General features: G+C 46.0%; 15 protein-coding genes. 7 read left to right on the top strand and 8 right to left on the bottom strand.

Annotated features, from left to right (window positions below; translation table 11 throughout):
- Positions 1-63: 63 nt before the first annotated feature.
- The 7 genes from ACO08K_RS16495 to ACO08K_RS16465 all read right to left on the bottom strand — a co-directional run bounded on the left by ACO08K_RS16495 (position 64) and on the right by ACO08K_RS16465 (position 8,275).
- Entirely contained in the window at positions 64-402 is a 339-nt protein-coding gene (locus ACO08K_RS16495; RefSeq protein ID WP_421797508.1) for a hypothetical protein, read from the bottom strand.
- Between the two features lie 159 nt (positions 403-561).
- Positions 562-975, bottom strand: a complete 414-nt coding sequence (locus tag ACO08K_RS16490) for a cytochrome B (protein ID WP_421797507.1) — start codon at positions 973-975, stop codon at positions 562-564.
- 106 nt (positions 976-1,081) lie between these two features.
- Complete coding sequence (mnmG, locus tag ACO08K_RS16485; protein WP_421797506.1) at positions 1,082-2,947, bottom strand: tRNA uridine-5-carboxymethylaminomethyl(34) synthesis enzyme MnmG; 1,866 nt, start codon at positions 2,945-2,947, stop codon at positions 1,082-1,084.
- A gap of 95 nt (positions 2,948-3,042) precedes the next feature.
- Positions 3,043-5,232: a DNA/RNA helicase domain-containing protein gene (locus ACO08K_RS16480; RefSeq protein ID WP_421797505.1), complete on the bottom strand. Its 2,190-nt coding sequence runs from the start codon at positions 5,230-5,232 to the stop codon at positions 3,043-3,045.
- Positions 5,229-5,558 carry a nucleotide pyrophosphohydrolase gene (locus ACO08K_RS16475; RefSeq protein WP_421797504.1) on the bottom strand — a complete coding sequence of 110 codons (330 nt, stop codon included), beginning with the start codon at positions 5,556-5,558 and terminating at the stop codon, positions 5,229-5,231. The genes ACO08K_RS16480 and ACO08K_RS16475 overlap by 4 nt, the downstream gene beginning before the upstream one ends.
- A complete protein-coding gene (locus ACO08K_RS16470; protein WP_421797503.1) occupies positions 5,555-7,444 on the bottom strand; it encodes a tetratricopeptide repeat protein in 1,890 nt (629 codons plus the stop codon). The genes ACO08K_RS16475 and ACO08K_RS16470 overlap by 4 nt, the downstream gene beginning before the upstream one ends.
- Positions 7,445-7,648: 204 nt before the next feature.
- A complete protein-coding gene (locus ACO08K_RS16465) occupies positions 7,649-8,275 on the bottom strand; it encodes a Uma2 family endonuclease (RefSeq protein ID WP_421797502.1) in 627 nt (208 codons plus the stop codon).
- A 127-nt stretch (positions 8,276-8,402) separates the two neighbouring features.
- Between ACO08K_RS16465 and ACO08K_RS16460 the strand changes: the two genes are divergently transcribed.
- Positions 8,403-9,212 carry an alpha/beta hydrolase gene (locus ACO08K_RS16460; protein WP_421797501.1) on the top strand — a complete coding sequence of 270 codons (810 nt, stop codon included), beginning with the start codon at positions 8,403-8,405 and terminating at the stop codon, positions 9,210-9,212.
- Positions 9,213-9,586: 374 nt separating this feature from the next.
- On the opposite strand, the gene ACO08K_RS16455 is transcribed toward ACO08K_RS16460, so the two are convergent.
- Positions 9,587-11,077: a hypothetical protein gene (locus ACO08K_RS16455; protein ID WP_421797500.1), complete on the bottom strand. Its 1,491-nt coding sequence runs from the start codon at positions 11,075-11,077 to the stop codon at positions 9,587-9,589.
- A 115-nt stretch (positions 11,078-11,192) separates the two neighbouring features.
- On the opposite strand from ACO08K_RS16455, the gene ACO08K_RS16450 reads away from it, so the two are divergent.
- The 6 genes from ACO08K_RS16450 to ACO08K_RS16425 all read left to right on the top strand — a co-directional run bounded on the left by ACO08K_RS16450 (position 11,193) and on the right by ACO08K_RS16425 (position 18,474).
- Positions 11,193-11,825 carry a hypothetical protein gene (locus ACO08K_RS16450; protein WP_421797499.1) on the top strand — a complete coding sequence of 211 codons (633 nt, stop codon included), beginning with the start codon at positions 11,193-11,195 and terminating at the stop codon, positions 11,823-11,825.
- 186 nt (positions 11,826-12,011) lie between these two features.
- Positions 12,012-13,445 (top strand): AAA family ATPase, encoded by a 1,434-nt coding sequence (locus ACO08K_RS16445; protein ID WP_421797498.1) that lies wholly within the window; start codon positions 12,012-12,014, stop codon positions 13,443-13,445.
- A gap of 120 nt (positions 13,446-13,565) precedes the next feature.
- Positions 13,566-14,057: a TlpA family protein disulfide reductase gene (locus tag ACO08K_RS16440; protein ID WP_421797497.1), complete on the top strand. Its 492-nt coding sequence runs from the start codon at positions 13,566-13,568 to the stop codon at positions 14,055-14,057.
- Between the two features lie 29 nt (positions 14,058-14,086).
- Positions 14,087-14,536 (top strand): peptide-methionine (R)-S-oxide reductase MsrB, encoded by a 450-nt coding sequence (gene msrB, locus ACO08K_RS16435; protein WP_421797496.1) that lies wholly within the window; start codon positions 14,087-14,089, stop codon positions 14,534-14,536.
- 72 nt (positions 14,537-14,608) lie between these two features.
- The gene (locus tag ACO08K_RS16430; protein WP_421797495.1) at positions 14,609-16,171 is read left to right on the top strand and encodes an arylsulfatase; all 1,563 of its coding nucleotides are present in this window, start codon (positions 14,609-14,611) and stop codon (positions 16,169-16,171) included.
- 2 nt (positions 16,172-16,173) lie between these two features.
- Positions 16,174-18,474, top strand: a complete 2,301-nt coding sequence (locus ACO08K_RS16425; RefSeq protein WP_421797494.1) for an alpha-L-rhamnosidase C-terminal domain-containing protein — start codon at positions 16,174-16,176, stop codon at positions 18,472-18,474.
- The last annotated feature ends 47 nt before the right edge of the window (positions 18,475-18,521 follow it).

Below are 18,521 nucleotides of genomic sequence, written 5' to 3'. Positions count from 1 at the left end.
ATTACAATACCACCCAGCTAGGAATTTTAGATGAAGTCTATTAAATGGAAACTGAGGCGCAAATTAGGCCTCGGGAGGTAATTCGAGCAGTGAGGTGTAAAGCTCAGATTCAGGCAATTCGTTTAAAGGAAAAATTGATCTATTGAACCGTTGAAGTTGGTAGTCATCATGTCTGACCAATAAATAAGCAGGCAGCGTAATTGATTTTTTCTCTAATTCTTGTTCTTTTTCACCCTCTTTTTCATTTTCGCCTTCTTTTTCGCTCTTGTTTTCGTCATCGGCATCATCTCCTCCAGCCTCGACCAATTCATATAAATCCTTACTTTGCAACTGCTCTACCAATGGCAGCGTTGCATTCAGGATCATGATGATCAAGAAAAAGATGGAGGCAAAATGCTTCATCAAATTTTTTTTGCTGTTTATGCTCGCTAAGATAACTTTTATTTTTGAAACAGGTTTATTCCAAAAAAGTTTCTTTCTAGGCGAAAAAACGAGCCAGGGCATTTTGGTATCTAGTCCAAAATGCCCTGACTTTCATTCATTAAGCTTCATGTAGTGGTGTTAAAACCACGCACTTCCATAACCCATAAACGGCCACGGAATCCCCGCCAAAATAGCCAGCAAAGCGATCAAATAAAACCAAAAGGTGGTTTTGAATTTACCAGCATCATCAGCCTTGCGCTTGGCGCGACTGTAACCAACCGTAATCAGCGCAATGGCAATAATCATCATCGCCAAATGCTCCATTCTGAAAAAACGGAAAGTCTGCACCTTGGGGCTGATGAAATAAAGGGCGATCCCAATCACCAATTGGATGTGGCTAAAGATCAGGGCAAACAAACCCAGTTTTTTGTCTTTATCGGTATAGCTGGCTTTGCCTCCCATCTTGGTTCCGGCATTAAAAATGGCGGCCAGCAACAATACTAAAACCACCCAGCGCAAACCAGAATGGGAGTGTACAAGCATTGGATACATAACGGTATTTTTATTTAATGAAAAATCTCCTCGTTGGGGCAACCCTACGTGATTGCCCTTTATTGCAGGCCTCCGGTGTGGTAGGGGCAACCACCTAGGATTGCCCCTACCGCCCCATGTGCACCAACAACACGGAAATATCCGACGGCGTAATCCCGCTGATCCGACTGGCCTGCCCGATCGTACGCGGGCGCATACGCGTCAATTTTTCCCGGGCTTCTATGGACAAGGAAGGCAGGGTATGGTAATCCAGCGTCTCCCACAATTTCACTTCCTCCAGGCGATTCATTTTATCCACCAGCTCTTGCTCCTTACGGATGTAGCCTTCGTATTTCATGTTGATTTCGGCCAGTTCAATGTTCCTTTGGTCGTGGACTTGCAGGAACTGATCCAGATCGGGCACGACGTTGCGGAGTTCGTCCAAACCAATGTTGGGGCGCAGCAGAATGGTAGAGAGCTTCACCTTTTGCCGGGTAGCTGAACTTTCTTTCGACTCCAGATATTGGTTGATTTGCTCCGGCGCAATGCTGTATTCTTCCAAAAAGCGCTCGATGGCCTGAGCGGCGGCTTCTTTACTGCGTACCTTTTCCATGCGCTCTTCGGAGCCGATTACGCCCAGTTTGTGTGCCAGAGGCGTCAGGCGCAAATCAGCGTTGTCCTGGCGCAGCAAAATGCGGTATTCTGCCCGGGAGGTAAACATGCGGTAAGGCTCCTGGGTGCCTTTGTTCACCAGATCGTCGATGAGTACACCGATGTAACCCTCCGAACGTTTGATGATCAGCGGCTCCTCTTCCTGGATGGCCAAATGGGCGTTGAAGCCAGCCATCATGCCCTGGCAAGCAGCCTCTTCGTAACCCGTAGTGCCGTTGATTTGCCCGGCAAAAAACAGGTTTTTCACCAGTCGTGTCTCCAGCGTCAATTCCAGTTGGGTCGGCGGGAAATAATCGTACTCAATGGCGTAGCCGGGCCGAAACATTTTGGCGTTTTCAAAACCCGGGATCAGGCGCAGTGCCTTGTATTGCACATCTTCCGGCAAGGAAGAAGAAAAACCGTTGACATAAATTTCGCAAGTATCCCAACCTTCGGGTTCCACAAACAACTGGTGCCGATCTTTATCCGAAAAACGGTTGATTTTGTCCTCAATTGAAGGGCAATAACGTGGTCCCAGGCCCTGGATGCGCCCGTTGAACATCGGTGAGCGATCAAAGCCCGTTTTTAACATCTCGTGTACCTCCGGACTGGTGTAGGTCACGTGGCAAGGCAATTGTTTGGTGATCGGTGGTGTGTCAGTGTAGGAGAATTTGCTGGGTTGTTCGTCGCCAGGTTGCACTTCCATCACATCGTAGTTGAGCGTGCGACCATCTACGCGGGGCGGAGTGCCGGTTTTCATGCGGCCAGCTTCAAAACCCAGTTCGACCAATTGTTCGGTGATGCCTTTGGCGGCACTTTCACCTGAACGGCCACCGCCGAGCTGTTTTTCGCCAATGTGGATGATACCATTGAGGAAGGTGCCATTGGTGAGCACCACCGCTTTGGCCGGTATTTCAAGGCCCATGCTGGTGACCACGCCGCGTACAATGCCGCCACGAATGACCAGCCCTTTGACCATGTCTTGCCAAAAATCTACATTGGGATGTGCTTCCAGCATGTTGCGCCATTTGCGCGCAAACAACATGCGGTCGCTTTGTGCGCGCGGGCTCCACATGGCCGGCCCTTTGGAGCGATTGAGCATGCGGAACTGCACCATGGTATGGTCGGTCACAATCCCGGAATAGCCCCCCAAAGCGTCGATTTCCCGCACAATCTGCCCTTTGGCTACCCCGCCCATAGCTGGATTGCACGACATTTGGGCGATGGTTTGCATGTTCATCGTCACCAGGCACACTTTGGAGCCCAAATTTGCTGCGGCCACCGCGGCTTCACAACCGGCATGGCCCGCCCCCACTACTATCACATCGTATTCGGGAAACATCAATCGCTATTTTTCAGGACGCAAAGTTAATAAAAGGTATGGTTTTCATGCCATAGAACAGTAAAATGGGGGAAAACGTTCGCACGATATGGCTATTACAACACTGATTCAAATACACCTATCACTTTCAGCAGGTTCAAATCATCTTCATCGTTAAAATCAATCTCTTTATAGTTTTGATCATACGATAAAGGCTTGAGAATAATATTTTTATGTTTCCAATTCTCCCCATCAGTTGTTTTTACGCTCTGGTACTCTTTCACTGTGTAGCAAGATCCTGTATCAGCATCAAGCATATCCGTTAATTCTACAAGAACAATTTTACCATTGCGAGAACCTCCTGTATATCTACGAAAAAGGCAAATGGAGCCATTTGGAATAACCTTATTCATCGAGTCGCCAATGATTGTGCATGCGAATAGGTCTTGTGAGGGTTTGTACCTCGTTGGCAACTCAATCCAAGTAAAATCACTTACTTCTTGAACTTCACTAAAAGCTCCGGCTGCTGCTTTTAAACTGAAAAGAGGCACCGAATTTCGGAAAGGAATTACTGAATCTGAAGAGAGTATTTTGGGTTGATTTTGAATTTTAAATTTCCCAATAAACTGAGCCAAATATTCTTTTAAATGCTGATCACAAACGTAAACATAAGTCCCTTTTATGCCCCTTAGCATAATTGTTTTGTAAATATTAATCACATATTCCTTGAGTTGATTGGGGTCTTTTATTGATTGTTTTCCATATTTATCAAAGTAATTCTTCTCGATAATGACGATTTCATTTTTGGCCTTGTCATAAGATATTTCATTGCCAAAAATGACCCCAGCGTAGTTCAAATCGTAACCTTGAGTTGTATGTATACACCCAACCTCGTTGACCGCATTTGGAGAATTGATCCAGTCATCAGCAACATTGTTCCACTTTAACTCGGTATTTTCTATTTTGATGTCGAATAAAGATTGATCTTTTTTTGAAATCCATTCCCATGAATAACCTGCGATCATTCTGGATAATCCATTTTCTTGATCTCTCTGTTTGATTTCATCAACCATATCCTCGATTGAGTCAAACAGGAGAAATTCATATTCTTTTGAGTCAAAAAGCTGTTGATTTTTGACTTTTTTACACCGAAGTAAGTCGTCAACATACTGAATGTAATCATTTCCTCCCTTTACTCTAAATTGAGATTTCAGGCGTTCAATTTTTGTTTTTTTATCTGCTTTTAGCTTGTCAAATGACTCCTTTGTTGTGTCTGATGGCTTAATTGACTGGTTCTCATCGTAAAACAATACGAGTTTTTTCGATTTTTGTACCATCCAGTCCAGTTCACTACAATGGTTGTTATCCAAACCTAATTTTTTACAGGCTGCATCAAATGCCCCAAAATAGGTTCCTAAGTTTACCCTTCTTCTCAATCGATGAGACTCATCTACTATAACTATGTCATAAAACTCATTAGCGACTTCTGAAGGGCCAACCACCATTTTTGCGTGCAAATCTTTTACATTTCGAAATACTTTTTTCAAGGTGTTCCTGAATGACGACATCGGGACCACCAAGGCCATTTTTGGATTCGGAAATGCTGTTTTTAATGCTTTGACGAGCTCAATAAAATCGTTTTCCTCCTCTCCAAACTCTTTGAAATTAACTTCTTGAAGACTAGAATTCAACAGTTTGAATAAAAAAACAGCCAAAATTGTTTTGCCTGTACCCGCTCCCCCTTCAATGATAAAATTCCGACAATTGTCATTCAGTAGGTTTTGCATAATGATTTTTAGTCCATTCTTCTGCTCACTAGACAATGTTTTGTAGGGAGAGTATTTGAATAAATCCGAGTTGTCAATGTAATCAATGGCGTGTCTTGCTATGCCTTTGGCTCGCAGTCCATTCCAGATTGATTTGAAAAGCTCCCAATAAATTTCCCTTTTCTGGTAATAGTTATGATTGGCTAGTCCAAGGTTACCGTTGAGGAGTTTAAACTGGCCATCTCCTGATATGTATTTGATGAGGTTTGATTCTATGTCTAAAGTTGCTGATTTGTTGAATTTATCGCTAGAGATAAGGTGTACTGAGGTAAGCGTGCTCTTTATATCATTTTTTAAATGGCTGCTCATCCTGGCGTAAGTATCTGTGGTTTCGCCAACATAAGCCTGTTTTATTTCTGAATTGCTTAAAATGTAAACAATAGGCCAATTATCTTTTGCATAATGAAGATCTCTGAACTTATCGAATAGATCGAAATTGAACTCATAATTTCTGATCTCAAATAAGTCTCTTTCTTTCATAATTCATCGTATTTTTTTGCACTTCCTTTTGCCTTTTCGACTGGGTATTTTTCGGCATTTTTAGCTATCTTATCAAAAATGATTTGCTTGACATCAAAGCCATATTGATGAGCCAACAAAAAAGCAAATGAAAAAACATCTGCCAGTTCTTCTTTGACCTTTTCCTGATCAGCAGCATCAGCACTTTTCCACAAATAGAGTTCCAGTAATTCTCCAGCTTCAATATTTATTGCCAGAGCCAAATCTTTGGGATTGTGAAATTGTTCCCAGTCCCTATCATTTCTAAACGTTATTAGCCGATCAATGATTTCTTGGAGGTCGGTCATGGCTTATTGGGTTTAAAAATGGTCAACGCCACTTGATATTCACTGTCGTAGGGTAATTGTAATTGGGTAAGCATCTCCGGGATAGCCTGAGCCCAACTTACGTAGTAATAAGCCAGAATATGGTAGCCCGAAAAGACTTTGTTGGGTATGAGGGCAATGCGGTAATCGTTTCCATCAGGTCTAAAACCTTGGGCACCTTTCATCGCAATTTCAAAAGCAATTTCTTTGACTTGTTTTTGAGGCATTTTTTCAAAGAATTGCAATGCTTCCACCATAAACATTACTACCGCCATGTTGGTCCCCATCGCTTGCTGCGACTGCTCAAATTTTTTTATTTCCTGGTCTTTGGAGTCATTATTCGGCAAGGTTGTTTCTAAAGCCGTAGGATTAGTCTTAGTGTCTTTATTTCGGTATTCCGATTCGTTTACCAACTCAAAGTATTTATCTAGTTTCAAGTCTTCAGCCCAATGCAAAACCAATTCATACTCTTCCGCAGGTTCTTTGTCCTCTTTGTATTCCAGGTATTCTTCATAAAATTGATTGGCCTGCTTTAGCTCGGAAGGAGTAGTTTGGAAATCTTTGATGAAGTCTAAACCAAACAAATCTCTGAATTGAAGCGCACTCACTACATTGTACACTTTGCTTTTTGAAAGAATATCCTTGGGGGACAACTCAACTATTTTTTTGTCGGTTACAGCTTTTAAACTCTCTTGCACAAGATTGTAGAGGGAAATAAATTGGTAGGGTCTCAACTTAGGGTGTTCTGTGTAAAGGAAATTCTCGATGAATAAATCGATTGGAGCGTTGAAAGCTTGACGATTCATCCCGTCAAATAGGCTAGAACAATAATCTGCGATCATTTGATCGGCAACTCCCATCTTATTCAATTTTTTAACCGTCTGTTCTAATCCTTTGATAAAAAGATTTTTATGCTCCTTTTTCGAAATAAATAGCTGGTTTAACTCTTCTTTTCTGGCCTCAACAACCAAGTCCAAATGAACAAGTTCGTGCATGATCAGGTGCTCTACAGCAGGGTAGTTCGATTTGTATCTTAGTACATGATTTGGCCGATCATAATTTTCAGCAAATTCAAATTTTGCAGCCGTAGGAATCGTATCATCACGATGAATTTCTATTTTTCTCTTGCTCTCAAGTTCAAGTGTATGGAGGTAGTTTTGATAAATTTCCTTACCTGTATCTGTTTCAATTATCTTCTTGGCAAAATTAAATGCCTGTTTAACTGAATTTTGATAAAGACCATCTTTCTTTTTGTTTACTTTAATTGCCTGCACCGTACTCAAAAAAGCGGCGAATAAATCATGCTCCATTTCAGCAATGATGGCCAATGCAAAATGAGTATTGGGGTACTGCTCATCTATTTGTACTGCTTTTAGGAAATACTTCTTGGCTTCCTCAATTTTACCTTGTTGAAGTAAATTAGCGCCAATATTATTTACAGTGATGTTATCATCCGGGTTGACCAGAAGGGCTTGATCATAGTACTTCATTGCAGTGGGGAGGTCATTCTTAAATTTTGCGAAGATGTTCCCCATCATTAGCAATGCCCAACTGTTCTTAGGGTTCCATCGAAGTGCATCAATCAATGAATTAATTGCTTGTTCTTGATAACCCTGATCTGAAAAAATTTGCCCCATAATTCGGTGGTACTCCGAATTAGTAGGGTTCTTTTCTATAAGTTTTTCCAGAATTATTTTTGCCTCTGCATAGTTTCCCCTTTCGCATAAAGCGACAGTCTTTCGGTAATCGGCTTCTTGGTTCAGGATTGTTGGAGTATCTATCTCAATGTTTACCCAGCCATCTTCAATATTAACTTTGGGCCTAAAAGGGCCAAAAGAATAATAATCTTTTAATTTATTGATAATCAAAGAATTACCCCCCCATTTTTTAACTCAGGAAAGATCGTAAACAGAAAATCATCTAACTTGTGGAAAATGTTCATCAGGTTGCTTCTTCTAGATAAGAACAAATATAGCTGGATTTCTATTTCATCACTCAATTTGACAGGAACAAATCTGACAGGTATCCTTTGCTACAGCCCTTAACAGTTTTGGCCTATTGCTATTTTGCCCCTACGCAAACTCCGACCCCTCCTCTTTCAAATACCTTCCAATACAAAACCCAACTCCATCCACTACCTCAATGTCCTTGTGCCAATCAATCATCTGCCAATTGTCATGAGGTGTTGCCACAATGACTTTTTTACTATCCGAAAGCACCCAAATGACTTTTTCAACGCCAAAGGTCAGAAGTTTGTCCGTTTTTTGCTGGATGTAGCTGGTTTCGGAAAGCTCTTCATCCATATCGGCATTGATGTCTACTTCGATTTGGATTTTTGGTGGTAGTGTTGCGTAATGCTTGTCCGCTTGAGCGGCTGAAAGCTTCGTTTTTTCGTAAATCGCAATATCTGCAGATAAGTTATTCTTTCGATTCAGGTGTAGGCCTTGTTCGTTGGTTAGAATATTGTAGAGGTTATCATCAAGATTTCTGTACAAGGTTTTTAAAATGTATGCAACGATAAAACCTTGTAGTGTACTTGCACCCATAACTTCTTCCAACGTTTTTTCATTATTTAAAACCTCCCGATAACCTTTGTAATAAACAGGCTTGCCGTCCATGATCTCATAAATCAAGGCAGCGGGTATATCTTTTGCGGGAATCCTGGGCAATTTTTTGCGTGGACTTTTAGTAGCATTCATGGATAAACAGTTCTATCAACAAAAATAAGGCAATTCAGCAGCAATATCAACTTTTGTTTTCAACCACATTTTTTATCTTTCTCCCCTCACAATCCGACCAAACACCACCACCCCAAAACCTCAACCCATGTACATCTACAAACTCCTGAAAAAGCCATTCTTCGGCAATTTTATGGTGAAGTGGAGAAACCCTCTTCCTGAAGCCGAGCAAAAGCAGTGGCAGCCCATCCAAAGTACCAGCAAATCCGGAGGAACCCTCTTCGGCCTTTTTGCAGCAGCCCACTCCCAGCCAGCCAAAGCCACCATCGTCCTGGGACATCCCATGGGCAAAGAAGCCAAAGGCTATTTCATCAAAAATGGCTACACGGAATTGTTGAGAAACAACCAATACAACGTCCTCGTCTTCGACATCAATGGCTTTGGGGAAAGTACCCACGGCAATTTTTCCTATTTTGACGACATTGTGGCCATCAGTACCAAAGCCAAAGAATTGACCCCGGATTTGCCCATCGGCTACCACGGCATTTCCTTAGGGGCACAATGGGCCACCATCGCTTTTGCCGACCCTGCCCACCAATACAATTTTGCCATCATTGAAAGTGCCGCCACTACCCTAGATGAATTTTGGATCAATTTTCCCTTCGCCTACCGAGTATTGAAACTGATGAATAGCATCATGCCCGGCTACAAACGAAAAATCACTATGGTGGAGCGGATCAAGGAAGCCAAAAATTTGGACTCTGTTTTGTTCATTTATTCCAAAGCAGATACCTGGACACCACCGGAAATGGGCAGAAGATTCCAGCAAAATTGCCCGGTGCCCTCCGAATTCTGGGAAATTGAACACGCTCAACATGCCAGCATCATGAAATCGGAACACCGGGAGGAGTACGTGCAAAAAATCCTGGATTATTTTGATGAGGCTACCCGGCTTTAATTCACTTTATTAACTCACATCACGCATTTTATTTACCACAGAGTTTCACAGAGTACACGCGGAGTTTCACGGAGTTTTTTTAGGATCACCTGCGGTGCAGAGAGTCCACGGAGGTCGCCTTTACTAAAGTTTGGAGCCTTACCTTTTATCCAGTCCGATTATCCTTGGCTTGACCTTAAGCAAGATTTTCCGAGAGCACAAACTCCAGCCACCGCAGGTGGCAAACTTCTTAAAACTAAAAAACTCCGTGAGACTCTGCGTGTACTCTGTGAAAGTCTGCGGTAAAAAACTACGGTTGGATTGAAATCGCATTGTATATCAGAGATGATCATCGTCACTCTCATCAGAAGTAGATGAATATGAGTTATTAAAAATCACCCGCCCCGTTTCGCCCACAAAATGGAATACAGCGGCTGCGGCTTCCCCTGATTGATCAAGTTGTACAGCACAGTTCGAGTAGTCAAATTGAGCGTGATCGCCATATTCCGCGAAGCATCTTCGAGGTAAACCGAACTTTGGTCCCGGCGAATTTCTTTAAACGTAAAATTGGTCTTACCCAAGAGGTCGGTTTCTTTCCATTCACCACTTGACTGCTTCACAAAAGCCCCCTTGCCTCCACCTTGGGCATAGTATTCTACCATCACAACATTGGTGGCCGTGGCCAATTTATTGGCTTGCACCTGCCGGGAACGCAGGTAACGAGAAGCCGCTGGCCTGTTGCCGCGGTCGATCAAACAATCCTGACAAAAGGTCGAATCCAGCAGCATTTTGATTTCGTATTTGTGGAAAGGATAGTCGTAAAGCAAGGGATAAGCTTTGCTTTGCTGCATCAACAAGGAGGGTAAGGTGCCCATGTCGATCCCGCAATTTTTCATTAAACAAGCCTTGGTCTCTTCTCCGGTATGTTCCAAGCCCAGTGCGTGCCCCAACTCATGCGACCAGCCTGCCAGGATCGTGGCCAGGGCATTGGTTCGATTGGCGTAGGTATTGTATACGTCTCCCCAGAAAGATTGGGGCATTCGGACCATCCCTGGAGTGCCAAAGGCGGGCCCGCCCAAACCACCTTCCACCACCGTAAACAGGATATTTTTATTCCCCTCGTAATCTTTGTTCAAGGCTTTTTTACCCAATTCAAGGGCAATGTCCAGTGTGGAAGCGGCTGACGCATCCGCATTGGTGCGAATGACGGCGACTTCGGGCTCGTATTCAAAAGTGACCCCGATTTGTTGCAAAAAATGCCACTGCATCATCGCCAGAATGGCAGCAATGGCCTCCTTTCCTTGGGTTTTTTCCTGCTGGCCACTGGGCACAATGTATACACCGCGCACTTTTAAGCGCCCCGTGGGTGGGTTCGCTGTAGTTGTTGCGATCATGGAGGCTGGCGACATGTACAACCATTGGCCACCCCACCAGCCGGGCTGAGATTCCCCCAATTCCACCACCCCGGTTTCGTTGCGCAAGTAAGTGCCCCGCCACTTGTTTTTGATGCGGTAAAATGCCTCATCGGTTTGTTCGATCAGCCATTTGGCACTCTCCCAACCGGGTTGGATGGCCCCAATAGTGGGCGTTTGGGCACTGGTCTCTGCGTGTAGGTACCCGCCAGTGGGCAGGTGTTTGATGCGCACCTCGGCACTATTGGCTATTTTTTCGATTGCCCAGATGGGTTTGCTCTGGGTTGTTAAGCTTGGCTTGCCATTGACCATCTGTAGCGAGCCTTTTTGGTAGCGATTGTACAACTCGATGGGCTTTTGGGCAGGGAGTGAGGAGCTCAACAAAAGGAGGAGACTAAAAAACAGCCATGGAATCCTTTGTAGCGATTGGGGCTTGAGGCAGGAGTTTTGTAGGGCTTTAAAGTGTTGAAACATGGCTTGATGGTTTTAGCTATTTGCCGCTCAAAATAAAGCACTTCTCGGCTAATCAGTAGGGAAAATATTGGGGTAACGCCGTATTTTGTAGTTTCAAGCAATAAATCGTTCAAACATGTTTAAATCCTGGAATTTTACACTTGTTCTAATCGCCTTTTGCAGCCTGGTCTGGATCAGCTCCTGTGGCAACTCCACCGATTCCAACACCACCGATGAAGCCAGTACCGAGGCGACCGAAAGCGACACACCTGTAGCCCTGGACACCCTCCGCGAACTGGGCCTCATCAAAACCGTTGAAGATGCTGGCTACCCAATGTACAGCCTGGAAATCGAATTCCCTGAAAGAGGATTTTCGGAAGGTTTCCTGCTCAACGCCGAAGACATTCAAGGTCTCGATCTGGCAAAACTGGGCAGTTCAGCTGGAAAATACATCGCCTTTGAGTACACCAGCGCGCTGGAAAACGCGCTGCTGGATGTGAAGTTAAACGGCAAATCGGTTTACGCTGAAGGTGAGGCTTTTGAACCTACCCCCGAAACCAAAACCTTCGAAGGCATCCTCAACAATGCTGGCGAACCAACGACCAGCGATCTGCCCGACCAAATCAGCATCAGCGGAGCAGGTGGGAAAACCGAAAAATTTGATTGTTACATCACCCCCTTGATGGCCAAGGCCAATGGCAAAAAAGTAGTGGGCTATTATGAGGTGAGAACGGCGAATAGGATTATTGGATTGGAGTTTACGAAATAGACTTTTTTGCCACAAAATGAATGCTTCGATTAGGTGCAAAAAGACTCAGCAGATGAGTAAATACAACGAATGATCTGGATTTGACCGCACCCAATCAGCCAAAACTACCATTTTTACTTCCAAATTGGCTGCAACTATTGATTCTTGCAGCCAAAATCCCTATTTTTACCCTCAAATTGGCTGATTGTGCATCCTGAAAGCGCCATCATTGGCAGAAAAAAAGAACTACTACGGCTGGACAACATCGTCCAAAGCAAAAAATCGGAGTTCCTGACCGTGTACGGGCGCAGGAGGGTAGGAAAAACATTCCTGATTCGCGAGTATTTCGATTACCGCTTTGATTTTCAAATCTCTGGTTTGGCCAATGCCGATACTTCCCAGCAGTTGTTCAATTTCGATACAGCTTTGAGCAAGCAGTCCAATCTGGTGTATGAAACCTCATCTGGCAATTGGCTGATTGCTTTCCAACGTTTGATGGCGCATTTGGAGAATAGTCCAAGAGCTGGAAAAAAGGTCATTTTTTTTGACGAACTCCCCTGGTTTGACACCCCTGGATCGGATTTTATGATGGGGCTGGAGCATTTCTGGAACAGTTGGGCCAGCAACCGCAAAGACGTTTTATTGATCGTCTGCGGCTCTGCCGCTTCCTGGATGATCAATGTGTTGATCAACAACGATGGGGGCCTGCACAATCGCATCACCCAAAAGATGAAGATTGAAGCCTTCAACTTACAGGAGGCCGAGGAGATGTTGATGGCCCAAAACAGCGTGTTGGACCGTTACCAAGTCGTCCAGTTGTACATGGCCTTGGGTGGCATTCCCTATTATTTGGAGGCAGTTCAGCCCAATTTAAGCGCAGCCCAAAACATCCAGCAGCTGTTTTTTGACAGCTCGGGCTTGCTCAAAAACGAATTTTTCAATCTCTACCGCTCCCTTTTCCGCAAGTACGAGGTGTATGAAAAAGTGGTGGAAGCACTGGCGACCAAAACGGAGGGTTTGCAACGCGCCGACATTATCAAACTATCCGGAGTAGCTTCCGGTGGCACCCTCTCCAAAGTACTGGCTGACCTGGAAGAAAGTGGGTTTATCGCTTCCTATGTTTCTTTGGACCAAAAGAAGCAAAAAACCTTGTACCGCCTCTCCGATTTTTACACCGCTTTTTATTTTCGCTTCCTCAAAAATGGCCAGTACCAGGGCGAAAACGCCTGGCTCAACCTGATCGATAATCCGGTTCAAAGAAGTTGGCAGGGCTTTGCCTTTGAGCAAATTTGCATTGATCACATCAGCCAGATCAAAAAAGCCCTGGGCATCAGTGGCGTTCAGTCCAATCACGCTTCCTGGAAAGGGCGCACGGAGGAGAAAGCGGCTCAAGTTGATTTACTTATCGATCGGCGGGATCAGGTCATCAACTTGTGTGAGTGCAAATTTTCACTGGATACCTTCGCCATTGACAAGGAATACGCCGAAAAACTGCGTTCAAAAATCTCCACTTTTAAAACCGTGACCAAAACCAGGAAAGCAGTGTTTTTGACCATGATTACCACCTACGGGCTTGAAAAAAACAAGTATGCCACCCAACTGGTCCAGAACGAAGTGACGATGGATGATTTGTTTGTTTAAATTTTCTCAGCCCTCCCTTTTGCCCAAAAAATAGAATAAACCGTCTACGGCTTCCCCAACCACTCAGTTTCTTTTCCACCCTCCTCAGCAACCACCTGCCCTCCAAAACGTTATTAAAGCATGCACAATCGATTAGATCTAAGTTTACTCCGCGTTGGGTCGCCTTTACCCGATTGGTCGCTGGAAAAGATTTTTGAGGAAGAGCCCCCTCAGAAGGAAGCATTTTTGGGCAAGCCCCTGCTGATCTTGTTCTTCAGCCTCGGTTGCCCGGGTTGTTTGGGGCGTGCCATTCCCTACGCCAATCGGATCGTGTACGAATTAGGCGATCAAATTCAGGTATTGGGCATCCATACCAATTTTGAGTCCCTTGATATTTCTACCGAAAAATTCGCCAAAGCGCAGGAGGAATTTGCGATCCGTTTCCCTTTTTTCAAAGATAAAAATTACGACACCACGTTTTTGAATTACGGTGCCGGAGGAACCCCGCACTGGATTTTAGTGGACAAGGATAATGTGGTAGTGTATTCCATTTTTGGTTCGGATCCCAACAATGCCTTGCTTCGTCTGGAACTCAAAATGCGGGAACTCGGGCAGATTTCGTTTGCGGAATAACATTTCCACCATTTAATAACCAAATTAGTATGCTCAATTGGCTGAATGTTTTAAGATTTGCCAACAATGGCAACCCCACACCAGATCAGCGTGTGGAAAAAAGTGAAGCAGAGTGGAAAAACCTGCTGAGCGAGGAAGCGTTTCGGATTACCCGGCTAAAAGGAACCGAACGCGCCTTCAGTTCTGAAATGTGCAGTCTGTTTGAGCCCGGAGTTTATGCTTGTGTGTGCTGCGACAGCCTGCTTTTTGACTCGGCTGAAAAGTACGAAAGTGGCACCGGTTGGCCTTCTTTCACCCAAGCGATTCGCGAAAATGCGATCAGCTACCACAAAGACCGTGGCTTTGGCATGTACCGCATCGAAACGCTTTGTAACACCTGTGATGCCCACCTCGGGCACGTTTTTCAGGATGGCCCACAGCCCAGTGGGTTACGGTACTGCATCAATGCCCTTGCCTTGAAAAAAGTGGAGGCTAAATAATTTGCGGGTTAAGGGTGCTTTTTAGCAGGGCCGTCTTCAATGAATAACCCTAAGCGCAGCAACCTTATGATCATGAGCCGTAAAAAACCACGAAGTATTTTTCTGGGCCTACTTGCCCTCAGCACTCTATGCTTCGGGCACAAGTTGAGAACCAGCGATCCGCGCCCCAACATCATCTTCATCATGGCCGATGATTTAGGTTACTCCGACATCGGTTGTTACGGCGGCGAAGCCAAAACCCCCAACCTCGACAAACTCGCCGCCAATGGTCTCAAGCTGCGCAATTTTTACAATGCCGGGCGCTGTTGTCCCACCCGTGCTTCCTTGTTGACAGGGAACTATTCCCACGCGGCAGGAATGGGCAATATGGTGTCGTTTGATGACCAAAAAATATCCCCTGGGCCGTATCAGGGTTTTTTAGACCCCAACACCCCCACCATCGCCGAACACCTCCGCCGGGCGGGCTACCACACCTACATGACGGGCAAGTGGCACGTAGGCGAGCGCCAGGAGCACTGGCCGCTCAAACGGGGTTTTGACAAATATTTCGGCCTGATTTCCGGCGCTTCGAGCTTTTTTGAGGTCCTGCCCGAGAAGCGCAAGCGTTACATGGTGTTGCAGGATCAGGAATACGTGCTCCCCAAAGAGGGCTATTACGCCACGGATGCATTTACCGACAAAGCCATCGAGTTCATCCAAGGGCAGGCGCCGCAGTCCAAACCTTTCTTTTTGTACCTGGCCTATACCGCGCCCCACTTTCCGCTGCACGCTTACGAGAGCGATATTGCCAAATACGAGGCCCTCTACCTGCAAGGTTGGGACGTACTCCGGCAACAACGTTTTGTCAAAATGCAAGCACTCGGGCTATTGGACAAACGCTACCAGCTCAGCCCCCGGCCAGCTGACATTCCCGACTGGAACAGCATCAGCGACAAAAAAGACTGGGCCAGAAAAATGGCCGTATACGCTGCCATGATCGACCGTATGGATCAGAACATTGGCAAATTAATCCAGACCCTGGAAGCCCGTCAGGAATTGGACAATACCCTGATCGTCTTTTTGTCCGATAACGGCGGCACCTCCGAAAACGTCGACGATCGAAAGCTGGGCGAACCAGGCAAAAGAATTGGCGAACGCGGCTCATACGGCACTTACGATGCCCCATGGGCCAATGTGTCCAACACCCCCTTCAAACTGTACAAGAGTTACATGCACGAAGGTGGCATCATCAGTCCTTGCATCCTGCATTGGCCTGCCAAAATCAAGCCTAAGACTGGCTATCAGAACACCCCCGGCCACGTAATTGACCTGCTACCGACTAGCCTTGAACTGGCACAAGTTCCCATCCCAAAAGAATTGCCCGGCCAAAGTCTGAGCCATTTTTGGAAGGCCAAAAAGCCCAAAACCCGCTCCTTGTTTTGGGAACACATCGGCAACAAAGCCCTCCGTCACGGCAATTGGAAGCTGGTCAAAGAGCACGGTGATGAGGACTGGGAACTCTACGACCTGAGTGCTGACCCCAGCGAAAGTGTAAACCTCGCGCCACAAGCCAGTGATAAAGTGGAGGCATTGAAGGCGGAGTATGATACCTGGGCGAAACAAGTGGGGGTACGTGAACTTCCGGCAAAAAAATGAGCATGAACAATTGTCCGTTTGGTTTTACAATTTGGCAAATTCTAGTCTTGCTAGGAATGGTTTGCCCTACCTACGCCCAAATCCGTCCCGCGCCACTGGATTTGCGCTGCGACCTACTGCGCCATACCGATCAGGTGCGACAAAACGGGCTACCCCTAACTGTCTCTCTCGAAACGGCTAGCCAACAAGCGGAAACCTACCAATTTGCCCGCATTTTTAGCTCTCGCCCCCAGTTCAACTGGGCACTCGACACCTCCATCCGCCGGGCCAGCGCCTACCGGATTTTATTGGCTTCTTCCTCCCAATTGCTCCAACAAAACCAGGCAGATTATTGGGATTCAAAAAAAATAAAGTCCAGCCAACAGCAGGCCACTTATGCGGGCAAGGCACTGATTCCTGGCAAGGTTTATCATTGGAAAGTGCAGGTCTGGGATCAAAAAAATCAGCTCAGCGCCTTTTCAGCGCCCGCTGCGTTTTATTACAGCCCTCCCGATCCGGCGGGAGTTTTTTCCCATCAGCCCCTCGCGGCGGAAATCCAAAAACCCGTGGCACTAATCAAAAGAGCAACGGGAAGTTATTTTCTCGATTTCGGCAAAGACGCTCTGGCGCAATTGCGACTAAAACTGAGCAGTGAAAAAACCGACACGGTCTGGATCGAAGTGGGGGAGTTACTGCAAGCGCCACAAGTAATACACAAAAATCCCGGGCGCAACATCCGCTACCTGAAAATCCCCTTACTGGTGCAAAAAGGCACCTTCGACTACCGCATCACCTGGCCAGCTAATCCCCGGCGCGATAGCCGCAACCCCATCCCAATGCCCGGCTACATCGGCGAGGTGTACCCTTTTCGCTATGTGTCCATTGAAAATTTTGCAGGCGAACTCAGCCTGGAATCGGTGCAGCGCAAGATTGTTTTTTATCCTTTTGATGAAAATGCGGCTTCATTCCACTCCAGCGATACCATCCTGAATCGGGTCTGGGACTTGTGCAAATATTCCATCAAAGCCACCAGTTTTACGGGCTACTACGTGGATGGCGACCGCGAAAGAATCCCCTACGAGGCCGATGCGCTCATCAATCAACTCTCTCATTACGCCGTGGATGCCGAGTACAGCATGGCCCGCCGCAGTTTGGATTACCTGATTTTTCACCCCACCTGGCCCACGGAGTGGAGCTTGCAAAACATCCTGATTGCCTGGTACGATTACCTCTACACGGGCGATATCCGCGCCATACAAAAGTACTACCCCGATCTGCAACACAAAACCCTCCAGGCTTTGGCTGGCCCCAATGGCCTCATCAGTACCCGCACCAATTTGCAGAGTGACGCCTTTTTACAATCCATCCATATCACCAAAACCTTTGATGGTCGTCGTGGCTTGCACGACAATGTGGATTGGCCCCAAACTGGCAATTACATCGGGTCGGAAAAGGAGCACCCGGGTGAAACCGACGGTTTTGTGTACAACCCTTACAACGCTGTGGTCAACGCCTATTACTACCACAGTTTACTCTTGATGGCAAAAATGGCCCGCCTGTTGCAAAAGCCAACAGATGCTCAGCAGTATCAAAGTAAAGCGAAACAGGTTTACCAAGCTTTTCAAACGACCTTCCGCGACCCCGCAACAGGTTTGATCAAAGACGGCGACAGCACCAGCCATAGCTCCCTGCACGCCAACATGTATGCCCTGGCTTTTGGCCTGGTTCCGGTTGCTGATCAGGAAAAAGTATTGCAGTTCATCAAAAGTCGGCGTATGGCCTGTAGCGTGTACGGCGCCCAGTTTTTGATGGATGCCTTGTACGAGGGTGGCTATGCCGACTATGCGCTGGAATTGCTCACTGCCACCACCCAACGCAGCTGGTACAACATGATCCGCAGTGGCTCGACCATCTCGATGGAAGCCTGGGACATTGTATACAAACCCAATCTCGATTTGAACCACGCCTGGGGAGCTACCCCCGCCAACACCATCGTGCGCAAACTCATGGGCGTGGAACCATTGAGCCCAGGTTTTGATACCTTTCAAATCAAACCACAGGTGGGAAAATTGCAGTTCGCTCAATTGATACACCCCACCTTAAAAGGCAAGGTGGAAGTTTTTTTTCAACAAAATCCACAGGAGAACAGGCTTGAAGTTACCATCCCCGGAGGAAGCACCGCGCAGGTGTACATGCCCACTGCAGAAGGGAAAACCCAATTGTGGGTGGATGGAAAAAAAAGTGCGGCGCGCTTGCAAGGTGGATTTTTTGAACTAAAAAATATGCCTGCGGGTAAGCATCTCATTGTTTTAAAAGGTCAATAAGGCCAGGATTTTTTATCTTCAACAGATCTAAGTAGTGGCTCAAGAAA

Origin of the sequence: Haliscomenobacter sp. (assembly GCF_965225875.1) — a bacterium.
Lineage (GTDB): Bacteria > Bacteroidota > Bacteroidia > Chitinophagales > Saprospiraceae > Haliscomenobacter.
Note: the sequence above shows the minus strand (reverse complement) of the source record. Positions and strands in the feature narration are given on the sequence as shown.

What these genes read in the sequence shown, in the direction of transcription:
- ACO08K_RS16495 (WP_421797508.1), bottom strand. Translation starts at nt 402, where the DNA reads ATGAAGCATTTTGCCTCCATCTTTTTCTTGATCATCATGATCCTGAAT.
- ACO08K_RS16490 (WP_421797507.1), bottom strand. Translation starts at nt 975, where the DNA reads ATGTATCCAATGCTTGTACACTCCCATTCTGGTTTGCGCTGGGTGGTT.
- mnmG (WP_421797506.1), bottom strand. Translation starts at nt 2,947, where the DNA reads ATGTTTCCCGAATACGATGTGATAGTAGTGGGGGCGGGCCATGCCGGT.
- ACO08K_RS16480 (WP_421797505.1), bottom strand. Translation starts at nt 5,232, where the DNA reads ATGAAAGAAAGAGACTTATTTGAGATCAGAAATTATGAGTTCAATTTC.
- ACO08K_RS16475 (WP_421797504.1), bottom strand. Translation starts at nt 5,558, where the DNA reads ATGACCGACCTCCAAGAAATCATTGATCGGCTAATAACGTTTAGAAAT.
- ACO08K_RS16465 (WP_421797502.1), bottom strand. Translation starts at nt 8,275, where the DNA reads ATGAATGCTACTAAAAGTCCACGCAAAAAATTGCCCAGGATTCCCGCA.
- ACO08K_RS16460 (WP_421797501.1), top strand. Translation starts at nt 8,403, where the DNA reads ATGTACATCTACAAACTCCTGAAAAAGCCATTCTTCGGCAATTTTATG.
- ACO08K_RS16455 (WP_421797500.1), bottom strand. Translation starts at nt 11,077, where the DNA reads ATGTTTCAACACTTTAAAGCCCTACAAAACTCCTGCCTCAAGCCCCAA.
- ACO08K_RS16450 (WP_421797499.1), top strand. Translation starts at nt 11,193, where the DNA reads ATGTTTAAATCCTGGAATTTTACACTTGTTCTAATCGCCTTTTGCAGC.
- ACO08K_RS16440 (WP_421797497.1), top strand. Translation starts at nt 13,566, where the DNA reads ATGCACAATCGATTAGATCTAAGTTTACTCCGCGTTGGGTCGCCTTTA.
- msrB (WP_421797496.1), top strand. Translation starts at nt 14,087, where the DNA reads ATGCTCAATTGGCTGAATGTTTTAAGATTTGCCAACAATGGCAACCCC.
- ACO08K_RS16430 (WP_421797495.1), top strand. Translation starts at nt 14,609, where the DNA reads ATGAGCCGTAAAAAACCACGAAGTATTTTTCTGGGCCTACTTGCCCTC.
- ACO08K_RS16425 (WP_421797494.1), top strand. Translation starts at nt 16,174, where the DNA reads ATGAACAATTGTCCGTTTGGTTTTACAATTTGGCAAATTCTAGTCTTG.